Annotated in this window: 11 protein-coding genes; 5 read left to right on the top strand and 6 right to left on the bottom strand. The window is 55.5% G+C overall.

Annotated elements, in window-relative coordinates; translation table 11 throughout:
* Together J5224_RS19875 and J5224_RS19870 are read right to left on the bottom strand one after the other, a co-directional pair.
* The coding region (locus J5224_RS19875; protein WP_264626995.1) for an N-acetyltransferase at positions 1-386 on the bottom strand (386 nt) is incomplete at its 3' end.
* The gene (locus J5224_RS19870; RefSeq protein WP_264626994.1) at positions 379-945 is read right to left on the bottom strand and encodes a DNA-3-methyladenine glycosylase I; all 567 of its coding nucleotides are present in this window, start codon (positions 943-945) and stop codon (positions 379-381) included. The genes J5224_RS19875 and J5224_RS19870, both read right to left, overlap by 8 nt.
* A 246-nt stretch (positions 946-1191) precedes the next feature.
* Between J5224_RS19870 and J5224_RS19865 the strand changes: the two genes are divergently transcribed.
* From J5224_RS19865 to glyS, 3 genes are all read left to right on the top strand, one after another.
* Positions 1192-1998, top strand: a complete 807-nt coding sequence (locus J5224_RS19865) for a sulfite exporter TauE/SafE family protein (RefSeq protein WP_264626993.1) — start codon at positions 1192-1194, stop codon at positions 1996-1998.
* Between the two features lie 165 nt (positions 1999-2163).
* Entirely contained in the window at positions 2164-3078 is a 915-nt protein-coding gene (gene glyQ / locus J5224_RS19860; RefSeq protein ID WP_264626992.1) for a glycine--tRNA ligase subunit alpha, read from the top strand.
* Between the two features lie 5 nt (positions 3079-3083).
* On the top strand, positions 3084-5153 hold the full coding sequence (glyS, locus tag J5224_RS19855) for a glycine--tRNA ligase subunit beta (protein ID WP_264626991.1): 2070 nt from the start codon (positions 3084-3086) through the stop codon (positions 5151-5153).
* Between the two features lie 56 nt (positions 5154-5209).
* On the opposite strand, the gene J5224_RS19850 is transcribed toward glyS, so the two are convergent.
* Positions 5210-5689 (bottom strand): hypothetical protein, encoded by a 480-nt coding sequence (locus tag J5224_RS19850; RefSeq protein WP_264626990.1) that lies wholly within the window; start codon positions 5687-5689, stop codon positions 5210-5212.
* Positions 5690-5981: 292 nt separating this feature from the next.
* Between J5224_RS19850 and J5224_RS19845 the strand changes: the two genes are divergently transcribed.
* A complete protein-coding gene (locus tag J5224_RS19845; protein ID WP_264626989.1) occupies positions 5982-6290 on the top strand; it encodes an addiction module antidote protein in 309 nt (102 codons plus the stop codon).
* A 48-nt stretch (positions 6291-6338) separates the two neighbouring features.
* On the opposite strand, the gene J5224_RS19840 is transcribed toward J5224_RS19845, so the two are convergent.
* From J5224_RS19840 to J5224_RS19830, 3 genes are all read right to left on the bottom strand, one after another.
* Positions 6339-7691 (bottom strand): aminotransferase class III-fold pyridoxal phosphate-dependent enzyme, encoded by a 1353-nt coding sequence (locus J5224_RS19840; RefSeq protein WP_264626988.1) that lies wholly within the window; start codon positions 7689-7691, stop codon positions 6339-6341.
* A 73-nt stretch (positions 7692-7764) separates the two neighbouring features.
* On the bottom strand, positions 7765-9234 hold the full coding sequence (locus tag J5224_RS19835; protein WP_264626987.1) for an APC family permease: 1470 nt from the start codon (positions 9232-9234) through the stop codon (positions 7765-7767).
* A gap of 103 nt (positions 9235-9337) precedes the next feature.
* On the bottom strand, positions 9338-10318 hold the full coding sequence (locus J5224_RS19830; protein ID WP_264626986.1) for a helix-turn-helix domain-containing protein: 981 nt from the start codon (positions 10316-10318) through the stop codon (positions 9338-9340).
* A 370-nt stretch (positions 10319-10688) separates the two neighbouring features.
* Here J5224_RS19830 and J5224_RS19825 point away from each other — a divergent pair, with 370 nt between their 5' ends.
* A complete protein-coding gene (locus tag J5224_RS19825) occupies positions 10689-11411 on the top strand; it encodes a DUF3053 domain-containing protein (RefSeq protein WP_264626985.1) in 723 nt (240 codons plus the stop codon).
* Positions 11412-11526 lie beyond the last annotated feature (115 nt).

Raw genomic sequence — 11526 nt, 5'->3', positions numbered from 1 at the left:
GCGGGGAACGTGCGTTTTACCGGGGAGAAGCCCTGCTTCTGGTAAAAGGCACAGGCGCGCAGGTTTTGTTCATACACTTCCAGACTCAGCACCGGGAAGCGCTGCTGCACATGGGTCATCAGCGCGGCACCCACGCCTTTGCCATGCCAACGGTGATGGACAAACAGTGCGCCGACAAAACGTTGTTCCATCACGCTGATGAAACCAACGATCGTGCCTTCAACCTCATAAACCCAGGTCTCCGCATTCGGCAGATACTGCTCGCGCACCAGCGGTTCACTTTCTTGCCAATAGGTTGGATTGATGAACGGGTGCGAGCGGGTTGTGCTTTCCAACCACAGGGGGAGGAGGAGGGCCAGATCCTCTGGCCGGTAGTTCCTAATCACGCGCGGCTTCTTGATAGCAGAAGCAGTCGGTAGTGTGATCGTTGACCAACCCCGCGGCTTGCATAAAGGCGTAGCAGATGGTGGAGCCGATAAACTTGAAGCCGCGTTTTTTCAGCGCTTTTGACATGACATCGGAAACGGCCGTTTTAGCGGGCACATCGGACAGCGTGCTGGGGCTATTGACCAACGGCGTGTGATTAACGAAAGACCAGATAAAATCGGAAAACGATTCGCCCTGCGCTTCCATATCACACCAGACGCGCGCGTTGGTGATGATGGCTTCAATCTTGCCGCGATGACGGATAATGCCACTGTCTTGTAACAAGCGCTCGATGTCTTCCTGCGTCATGCTTGCCACCCGTTTAGGATCAAACTGATGAAAGCTCGCCCGGTAGTTTTCCCGTTTTTTCAATACCGTTATCCATGACAAACCGGCCTGCTGTCCTTCAAGACACAGCAGTTCGAACAGTTTGACGCTCTCTTTACACGGTTTGCCCCACTCCGTATCGTGATAATCGAGGTAAAGCGGGTCTTGGGTGACCCATGCGCATCGGTTCATGGTCGCGTTCCTGTGGCGTATGGCGCTTCTGTAATAAGCGCAGGCTATTGCAGTTTCATCAAGTTGTCATTTCATCATGATGTTGCTAAACATAAGCGCGTTTCAATCACGATCATGGCAAAATTAAGCTGTATATGCAACCAGCTGTTTGTGTGCGTGCTCACAAGAAATCAATAAGATCGGCGCGTGAAAGGCACTGCACAGTTTATACACTATTACACATTGCAAGCGGGGAAGGGGAAGCACATGGCTATTGAGTGGATCGTTGCCTATCTGGCGTTGGGCGGCGTTGTCGGGTTCGTGGCGGGGCTGCTGGGGATTGGCGGTGGCGGTATCATGGTGCCGATTTTAACGGCACTGTTTGCTGCACAGGGTGTACAAGGTGAGCATCTGGTGCATCTGGCGCTGGGCACCTCAATGGCGGCGATTGTCATTACCGCGATCTCCAGCTTGCGCACCCATCACCAACATCAGGCGGTACTATGGCCCGTGGTGCTGCGTATTACGCCTGCTATCCTTATTGGAACCTTTGCCGCTACCTGGTTGGCGACGCTGCTGCCTACACGGGCGTTGGCTATCTTCTTTTCCTGCTTTATGGCCTATGTTTCATTGCAGATGGTGCTCAACATCAAACCGAAAGCGCAGCGCCAACTGCCGGGCGTGGCGGGGGTGTCGCTGGCGGGGCTGATTATCGGCGGTATTTCCGCGCTGGTGGCGATTGGCGGAGGATCGCTCACCGTGCCGTTTCTGACCTGGTGTAATGTGCGCATTCAGCAGGCGATTGGCACGTCGGCGGCGGTGGGGCTGCCTATCGCGCTGGCGGGGGCACTGGGTTATATGATTAACGGCTGGTCCACGGCGGGGATGCCTGCCTACACGTTGGGCTATGTCTCCGTACCTGCCGTGCTGCTGATTTCGGCGGTGAGCTTCTTTACCGCGCCGTTTGGTGCGCGTTTGGCGCATCGTTTGCCGGTGGCTACCCTGAAAAAGATCTTTGCTGCATTGCTGCTGGTGCTGAGCCTGAAAATGCTGCAAACGGTATTCACCGCCTGAGCCGATGGGCGCGGCCCGTCATGGACCGCGCCGTGCGAAACTGACCTCAACATCAATAAAGTGCCGCTGAAGTGAAGTTGTTGCAGCATTCTGGCTGTATATCTTGCACTCAGAGGGTATACTGGCCCATTCCATATAAATCCACATGTATCGCGTGAATCTGACATGCAAAAGTTTGATACCAAGACCTTCCAGGGCCTGATCCTGACGTTGCAGGATTACTGGGCTCGCCAAGGCTGCACCATTGTCCAACCTTTGGATATGGAAGTCGGCGCTGGCACCTCTCATCCGATGACCTGTCTGCGCGCGCTGGGGCCAGAGCCTATTGCTGCTGCCTATGTACAGCCGTCGCGTCGTCCTACCGACGGTCGCTATGGGGAAAACCCGAACCGCCTGCAACACTATTATCAGTTTCAGGTCATCATCAAGCCGTCACCGGACAACATTCAGGAACTGTATCTCGGTTCGCTGAAAGCGCTGGGGCTGGACCCAACCATCCACGATATTCGTTTCGTGGAAGATAACTGGGAGAACCCGACGCTGGGTGCCTGGGGGCTGGGCTGGGAAGTGTGGTTGAACGGTATGGAAGTCACGCAGTTTACCTACTTCCAGCAGGTGGGCGGTCTTGAGTGCAAGCCGGTGACCGGCGAGATCACTTACGGTCTGGAGCGTCTGGCCATGTACATTCAGGGCGTAGACAGCGTCTATGACCTGGTGTGGAGCGATGGTCCGCTGGGTAAAACCACCTACGGTGACGTGTTCCACCAAAACGAAGTGGAACAGTCCACCTATAACTTCGAATACGCCGACGTCGATTTCCTGTTTACCTGCTTTGAGCAGTACGAGAAAGAAGCGCAACAGCTGCTGGCGCTGGAAAAGCCGCTGCCGCTGCCTGCCTACGAGCGTATTCTGAAAGCGGCGCACAGCTTTAACCTGCTGGACGCGCGCAAAGCCATTTCCGTTACCGAACGTCAGCGCTACATCCTGCGCATTCGCACGCTGACCAAAGCGGTGGCCGAAGCCTACTACGCTTCCCGTGAAGCGCTGGGCTTCCCGATGTGTAACAAGAAAGAGAGCTAACAGCGATGACTGACAAGACTTTTCTGGTGGAAATCGGCACGGAAGAGCTGCCGCCAAAGGCGCTGCGTTCTCTGGCGGAGTCCTTTGCCGCCAACTTCACCACTGAATTGGATAATGCCGGACTGACACACGGCGACGTGAGCTGGTTTGCCGCGCCGCGTCGTTTGGCGTTGAAAGTGGCGCAACTGAGTGCCGCACAGCCGGATCGTGAAGTCGAAAAACGTGGCCCGGCGATTGCTCAGGCGTATGACGCTGAGGGCAAACCAACCAAAGCGGCTGAAGGCTGGGCGCGCGGTTGCGGTATCACTGTCGATCAGGCAGAACGTTTGACGACGGACAAAGGCGAGTGGCTGCTGTATCGCGCGCAGGTGAAAGGCGGCAGCGCGCAGGCGTTGCTGGCGGATATGGTCGCTAACGCGCTGGCGAAACTGCCGATCCCGAAACTGATGCACTGGGGTGATAAAGAGACGCAGTTTGTGCGTCCGGTGCATACGGTAACGATGCTGCTGGGTGATGAACTGATCCCCGGTCAGGTGCTGGGCATTGAATCCGCTCGCACCGTGCGCGGCCATCGCTTTATGGGCGAACCCGAATTCACCATCGATAACGCTGACCAATACCCGAGCATCCTGCTGGAGCGCGGCAAGGTTATCGCCGATTATGAAGCGCGTAAGGCGTTGATCAAAGCCGATGCGCAAGCGGCTGCACGTCAGATTGGGGGTAATGCCGACCTGAGCGAAAGCCTGCTGGAAGAAGTGGCCTCGCTGGTGGAATGGCCGGTGGTGCTGACCGCGCGCTTTGAAGAGAAATTCCTGGCAGTGCCTGCTGAAGCGCTGGTTTACACCATGAAGGGCGACCAGAAATATTTCCCGGTGTATGACAACGCCGGAAAGCTGCTACCGAATTTCATCTTTGTTGCCAACATTGAATCCAAAGATCCGCAGCAGATTATTTCGGGTAACGAGAAAGTGGTGCGCCCACGTCTGGCGGATGCCGAGTTCTTCTTTAACACCGACCGTAAAAAACGTCTGGAAGATCATCTGCCGCGTCTGCAAACCGTGCTGTTCCAACAGCAGTTGGGTACGCTGCGCGACAAGACCGATCGCATTCAGGCCTTGGCGGGTTGGGTGGCTGAGAAGATTGGCGCCGATGTTGAACACGCAAAACGCGCCGGTTTGCTCTCCAAGTGCGACCTGATGACCAACATGGTGTTCGAATTTACCGACACCCAGGGCGTAATGGGGATGCACTACGCGCGTCACGACGGCGAAGCCGAAGACGTTGCCGTTGCCCTGAACGAACAGTATCAGCCGCGTTTTGCCGGGGATGCACTGCCTGCATCAGGCGTTGCCTGCGCATTGGCGATCGCTGACAAGATGGACTCGCTGGCGGGTATTTTCGGTATCGGTCAACACCCGAAAGGGGATAAAGACCCGTTCGCGCTGCGCCGTGCTGCGCTGGGTGTGCTGCGTATTATCGTTGAGAAACAGCTGCCGCTCGATCTGCAAACGCTAACGGAAGAAGCGGTACGTCTGTATGGCGACAAGCTGACCAACGCTAACGTGGTCGATGACGTGATCGAATTCATGCTGGGCCGTTTCCGCGCCTGGTATCAGGAAGAAGGTCATAGCGTGGACACCATTCAGGCGGTACTGGCCCGTCGCCCGACTCGCCCGGCAGATTTTGATGCCCGCGTGAAAGCGGTGAGCCACTTCCGTTCGCTGGAGGCTGCCACCGCGCTGGCTGCGGCCAACAAGCGTGTGTCTAACATTCTGGCGAAAGCCACGGATACGCTGAACGCCAACGTTGATGCTGCTCTGCTCAAAGAGAAAGAGGAAGTGCAACTGGCCACCTATGTTATCGCGTTGGAAAGCAAGCTGGCACCGTGGTTCGCTGAAGGGCGTTATCAGGACGCGTTGGCGGAACTGGCCGAACTGCGTGAACCGGTTGATAACTTCTTCGATAAGGTGATGGTTAACGCAGAAGACGAACGCGTGCGCCTGAACCGTCTGACGCTGCTTAATCAACTGCGTAACCTGTTCCTGAAAGTGGCGGATATTTCCGTATTGCAGTAAGCGCTTTTAGGCCAGTGGTTTTTGTTCCCCTCCGCATAAGTGGAGGGGAACAGACATTATCTCGGTAACCGACTCTCTCTGCTGTTTATCCCGATACTCTCCACACCGTTCTCCGTCCGCACCCAACGCGGGGCTTTGAGTTCTGCGCAAAAAAGCCAGATCAGTTCCGCCAGCAACCCAATCAACGTCCGTTCCTCTTCTAACGATAGCGATCGCTGCGTCACTAACTGTGCCAACGTTATGCAGTAATCGCAGAGTGATTCTGTATCCGGCTCAAAATAAGAACGTGTGGCAGGGACGCTATCGACGGTGAGACTTTCGATTAAATGCGGTGGAACCGGTGCATTCAGCGTGGATTTTAGCAACGCAAGACAAGCTGCAAGCCGTCCACATAGCGCCAACTTGAGCGCGGGAGCGTCGCTTTCTATCAACGTATCAGCGAAGCGCTCACAGTGATCGGCTAAAACGGTAAAATCCGTGGTGGCGCTAAACGGCGTATTGAGTAACGAGTAAGTCTGGGTCGGGGTTGTAGCCATAAGGCAGCCTCCTGAGCATGACGAGTTATCTATAATTCATACAAAACGCAAGCGCGCTTGTGTCGTCAGTGATGTTATTCAAGAGGCTAATCCTGGCACCTGATTTTGCAGTTGCTGGTAGACGATAGCTTTATCGTTGAGGGAGCGCAAGGGGTTTAATTTATGCGTGTTAAATTCAAGCAGTAGACCCCCGAGGAATAATTTTAAAAAATTTCTGTACGAAGTTTTGGGAAATTTTCAGAAAGTTAAGACCACTCCACGGAGCAAATAAATGGCTTTAAAGAGGCGATGTATGGCTAAAGAACGTTTATATGACGATGTCATGGTGGATGCTCTCCGAGACGATCCGGCCTTTGCTCAGGCCTATTTGCATCAGGCATTTCTTGATATGGATGAAGATGGCGGTCAGGAAGCCTTTTTACTTGCGCTGCGCCATGTGGTTGAAGCCAGAGGAGGAATGGCTATGGTTGCTCAGAAAGCCGGTGTCTCACGTGAATCGTTATACCGCACTCTCTCTGCGACAGGCAATCCAACGTTGAAGACTCTCCGCCGTGTCGTTCATGCCACGGGTTTTCAGTTCTCAGTACTTGCCAGTGCCTAAGCGAAGCGCCTGACTTAATCAGGCGCTGTATATATTCTACGTAACGCGCTATCTATCTTCCTTCTCAAACGCCGTTTGCAGTGCCAGCACCAGCGTATCGCAGCCTGCTTTATCGATGGTTAACGGTGGTGCCAACACCAGTTTTGGCCCGACCGGGCGCACCACCGCCCCCGCGTTACGTGCCGCTTCTGCAATGCGAAATGCCAGGCCGTTATCCGGCGCTAATGAACGCTTGCTCGCTTTGTCCTCCACCAGATCCAGCGCTAGCATCAGCCCTTTACCCCGCACGTTGCCTACGGAGCGGAAGCGTGACTCAAACGGCAGCAACTGACCTAACAAATATTCCCCCTGATGTGCGGCATTGGCGGGCAGATTTTCTCGCTCAACAATATCCAACACCGCCAGCCCGGCGGCGCAAGCCAGCGGGTGACCACCATAGGTAAAGCCCGTCATCAATAACCCACGTGCATCGCGGTTGTCCAGATAGGCCGCTTCGATACGCTGATTGAGCACGGTCGCCGACAGCGGCACATAGCCGGCGGTAAGGGCTTTGGCAAGCACCATAATGTCTGGTTTTACGCCCCAACCGCGTGAACCAAACATCGCCCCGCTGCGGCCAAAGCCGGTGACCACCTCATCGGCGATCAGCAGTACGCCGTATTTATCACAGATCTCGCGCACCAGCGGCCAGAAGTTAGCGGGTGGCACAATCACACCGCCTGCGCCCTGTACGGGCTCAGCGATAAAGGCGGCGACGGTATCTGGGCCGTAATACAGAATTTCACGTTCAAGCTGTTCGGCGACCAATTTCCCTAACGTATCGGGGTCATCGCAGTTCCACGGGTTGCGATACAGCCAGGGCGATTCGATCTGCGTGCAGCCTTCCAGCATTGGGCCATAGTTAAGACGGTAAATCGGCAGGCCAGACACTGAGGTGCCACCCATGTGTACGCCGTGATAGGCATTCTTTAGCGAGATAAAACGTGTGCGCTGCGGCTTGCCTTGCAAAATCCAGTACTGACGCGCCACCTTGAGGGCGGTTTCCACACCGTCTGAGCCGCCCATGCCGTACAGCACCCGTCGCATATCTTCTTGCTGTGTCATTTGGATGAGGCGATTAGACAGCGCTTCTGCCATCGGGTGGCTGACGCCGTCAAACAGTTGGTAGTAAGCCAGTTCATCCATCTGTTTGGTGATAGCGGCTTTGACTTCCGGGCGATTGTGGCCGACGTTGACGCACCACAGCCCGGCGAAGCCATCGAGCATTTTGCGCCCTTTATCATCCCAGATGTAAAGCCCGTCGCCTTTTACGATGCGCAGCGGTTCGCGTTCCGCCCAGTCATTCGGGTGTGCCATTGGGTGCCAAAAACGGTAATCGGTGTGGTTATAGGGTGTTGTCATTAGGTGTGCTCCATAAAATCAGATGACGGTGAGCCGTTGCCGCCGGAGCGGCAACGGACGAATCTGCGTGGCGTTAAAGGGTTTCGACCATCTGGCCGATGCGTGAATAGCGCTCGGGGCTCAATCGACGCAGGAAGTGCGCACTCATAAACCCGGCAAATGCCACCATCAGCACCAGATAGGGCAGCGATGACACCACCGGTGAAGAAGAGCCGCTCAGTACGTCGAGGTTATTGACCACTAACGCCAGCGTTGCCAGCATGCCGAGGGCAGAGAGGGCTGGTGCGATAAGGCGGCTCCAGCGTGATACCGGCAGTGAAGGGTTACGCTGGAAGTAGGCGAGAACGGCGAGCGAGACGCTGAATTGCAGCACCAGAATCGACATGCTGCCCAAGGCGGAAGCCCAGGAGAAAACGTTCGCCATCGGGTCTAACTGCGCCAGGGCGAACAGCGCGGTGGCGCACAGCATAAACGCGCCCTGCACCAGGCTGGCGATATAGGGTGTCTGGTGCGCGCGGTGGGTTTTTGCCATTTTCGACCACAGCAAACCATCACGGCTAATGGCAAACAGATAGCGAGACAGCGTGTTATGGAACGCCTGCGTTGCCGCAAACAGGCTGGTGATCAGCAATATTGACATCACCTGTATAGCCCACGGGCCAAGCACCTGTTCGGTGACGGTAAACACAAACATCCCGGGGTCTTTGGCGGCAAGGTCGGCAACGTGAGCTGCGCCCGCATATTGCACAAATGCCCAGCCGGAGAGGGCGAAAAAGCTGGTGATCAGCACCACGGCGAGCAGCGTGGCGCGGGGGATTATCTTGGCCGGTTGCCGACACTCTTCCGAGTAGATAGCGGTCGCTTCGAAGCCGACGAAAGAGCAAATGGCGAAGATCATCGCAATGCCCACATCGCCATGAAACACGGTAGAAGGGGTAAACGCGCTGATATCAAAAGCAATAGGCTGGGTAACAATGGCGGCATCAACCAGCAGCACAATGCCCACTTCCATCAGCATCAATACCCCGAGCACTTTGCCGCCCAACTCCACCTTGGCAATGCCGAGCGCGACGACCGCTGCTTGCATCAGCAGTGAGAACAGCCACCAGGGTGCGGCAATACTGGTGTGCATCTGCACGAACTGCGCGAAGAAAAAGCCAAACATGGCGGTGACCGCAAGCTGAATGGCGGTGTAGGCTAACAGTGCGATGCCGAGCCCGGCGATGCCGCTGTGGGTGCCCAAGCCTTGTGCAATGTAGGCGTAGAACGCGCCAGCGTTTACCACATAACGGCTCATGGCGATAAAACCAAAGCTGAAAATAAGCAACAGTGCACCCGCCAGAACATAAACACCGGGCACACCCGCGCCGTTGCCTGCCATAAAGGCCACGGGCAAACCTCCGACGACGCCGGTTAAGGGCGATGCGGCGGCAATAACAAAAAAGATGATCGACCAAAGGCCAAGGCTGCCTTTTTGGAGTTGATTCCCCTGCGGCAATGCCGTCTGGGGTAGCGCGTGCGCTGATGAAGATTGCTGTGCCATGTTCCGTTCCCCTGCGTGATGGTTCATGGTCAGTCTATGAAGGGTTCTGGCGTGTGCGTTATCGAAATCTGGCAAACCTGAATGTGACGAATAGTCATCACATTCAGATCAAATGATGGACCGCTCGCCGCGTGTGAGAAGGCAGTTCACCAAACAGGCGTTTGTAGTCGGCGGTAAACTGCGACAGATGCCAGAAGCCCCACTTGGAGGCGATTTCGCTGATCTGCGCGTACTCCCCTTCCATCACCAGCATGCGTTTTACCCCGTTGAGCCGCATGTTTTTCAGGAATACTGCCGGGCTTTGGCCGGTGACCGTTTCAAAACAGTTTTGCAGGGTGCGCCGTGAGGTGTGGGTCAGTTGGCACAACTCATCCATGGTCAGCGGGAGATCGCGATGAGCCATCAGCGCATCCTGTGCTTTGGTGACCACGCGTTGCGCCTTTTGCAGAGAAGGGCGCACGCTGATGGTCTGCGTGCCGACGGCAGTGAAAAAGGCAAAGGCAAGCTCGCGGATATCGCTGAGAAATTGCAACCGTGCCTGCCGTTGCGCAAATTGCAGCGGGTGCTCCATCACGCTGTGCAACATGGCCAGAATGTGTTCGCGCAGCCGATTGGCAAGGCCATCGTGATGAATGGCGTAGACCCGGTGCGGCAGTTCATCGGTGATATCCGATAACAGCGTCAGAGGAATGCTCAATACCAGCAGCGAAGAGGTTTCCGGCGTTTGCAGCATCAGCTCGCCGCCGTCGTAGGACCAGGTAATGTCCTGCGGCGTCAGGCTGTTTCCCATCCAACGCGCTTCTCCTGACAGCGCATTAAACACCCCGAGGCAGAGCGTGCCCGTGCGGCCCTGGCCGCGTTGAAACACCGATTGTGACAGTTGCTCTTGGTAGAACTGAACGCCGTCCAGCCAGGCCTCTTTGAGGCTACCTTCAAACCGCCCGTGAGAGATCTGATCATAGCGCAGTGCCCAATCCGTCAGCAGCTGACTGTGTTGCGCCAGTTCCTGAATGCGCGATGCGCAACGAAAACCGTTTTGATCGCCAAGAGGGTTTTGATCGCGAAGATGGAATGCGGGTGTCATCGTCTGTCTTTCCTGCGTCGTGATGGGATATATCCACTGAGCAAGAATCACGCCAGCGCAATAGCAAAAAATGGCAGATTTTATCTCTGCATTTTGGGGTATGAGTGATGTTTTTGCTGAATTACGCTGTAAAACAGCGGGAAATAGAGTGAATCCTGCCATAGAGGTGTTTTGCGCTGTGGTGTTGCACCGTTATGGGTGCGTTGCTCAATTTTGCAGCAGGGCACTGTTGTCTGACCATCACATCCTCTGTATCCCGCTGGCTTGGCAGAAAAACGAGGGTATCGCGCTGATTCGACTATGCTTAGGGATAAGGCGGAGCAATGTGGTCCGCTTCTACACCGGATAAGACGTGCATAAGGAGTATGGCATGACGATAACAATGGGGTGGCGTTCGCGCTGGCTATTGCTGGTGCTGGCGTTGGGTATGGTGTTCCAACTGGCGGCCTGTGGTGATAGCGAAGCGGATCAGCGCAAAGCGTTTATCGCGGTATTGCAAAGTGTGCCATCGCAACCGGGTAGCGTGCCGCCTGCACTGAGTGACGATCAGAAAAAACGGTTAGGTCCTTTTGCCAATGATTACGCCGTCTTAACCACCTTTTCCCAGCAGTTGCGGCAAAGCCTGGCGGTGAGCCTCAAACCGTTATTGGAGCACGTTTCTCAGATTCGTGTGCCACAGGATTATTTGACGCAACGTGACGGTGTGCGTAGCGCTGTCGGCGCGATAAACCTGCTGGGGCAGCAGGTGCAGGCGGCAAAAACCCAGGCAGATTCCGCCCGCCGTAATCTGAATCAGCCGCAAGAGGTGCAAGTGCTGTATGAGCGCGTTTACTCGCAAGTGGTTGCCCAACCGGCGGCGGCATTAGGGAACGTGGTGCCGACCGCCACCACGCTGGCACAGCAGTTGGCGCAAGTGGGTGACTTCCTTGCGGCTCAGGGCAAGCAGGTCACTTTTGTGGGAAATCAGGTGCAGTTTGAAACGGCGCAGCAGGCGGTGCGCTACAACGCGCTGATTACGCCTCTGGCAACACAGCAGCGCGACTTGATGAACGGATTACCACCGCTTTTACCGTTGTTGAAACCATCGCTATAGGGCAATAACGCGAGGTGGTGATGATATTTAGTGATTTGAGTCACATAACAAGAACAAAATCACGGCGCTGTAATGTGATTAAGGTCACATTGTGCTGCCGTTGATGCGGATGATG

Source organism: Candidatus Symbiopectobacterium sp. NZEC135 (assembly GCF_025962695.1).
Note: the sequence above shows the minus strand (reverse complement) of the source record. Positions and strands in the feature narration are given on the sequence as shown.

What these genes read in the sequence shown, in the direction of transcription:
- glyS (WP_264626991.1), top strand. Translation starts at nt 3,084, where the DNA reads ATGACTGACAAGACTTTTCTGGTGGAAATCGGCACGGAAGAGCTGCCG.
- J5224_RS19835 (WP_264626987.1), bottom strand. Translation starts at nt 9,234, where the DNA reads ATGGCACAGCAATCTTCATCAGCGCACGCGCTACCCCAGACGGCATTG.
- J5224_RS19840 (WP_264626988.1), bottom strand. Translation starts at nt 7,691, where the DNA reads ATGACAACACCCTATAACCACACCGATTACCGTTTTTGGCACCCAATG.
- glyQ (WP_264626992.1), top strand. Translation starts at nt 2,164, where the DNA reads ATGCAAAAGTTTGATACCAAGACCTTCCAGGGCCTGATCCTGACGTTG.
- J5224_RS19870 (WP_264626994.1), bottom strand. Translation starts at nt 945, where the DNA reads ATGAACCGATGCGCATGGGTCACCCAAGACCCGCTTTACCTCGATTAT.
- J5224_RS19850 (WP_264626990.1), bottom strand. Translation starts at nt 5,689, where the DNA reads ATGGCTACAACCCCGACCCAGACTTACTCGTTACTCAATACGCCGTTT.
- J5224_RS19865 (WP_264626993.1), top strand. Translation starts at nt 1,192, where the DNA reads ATGGCTATTGAGTGGATCGTTGCCTATCTGGCGTTGGGCGGCGTTGTC.
- J5224_RS19845 (WP_264626989.1), top strand. Translation starts at nt 5,982, where the DNA reads ATGGCTAAAGAACGTTTATATGACGATGTCATGGTGGATGCTCTCCGA.
- J5224_RS19830 (WP_264626986.1), bottom strand. Translation starts at nt 10,318, where the DNA reads ATGACACCCGCATTCCATCTTCGCGATCAAAACCCTCTTGGCGATCAA.
- J5224_RS19825 (WP_264626985.1), top strand. Translation starts at nt 10,689, where the DNA reads ATGACGATAACAATGGGGTGGCGTTCGCGCTGGCTATTGCTGGTGCTG.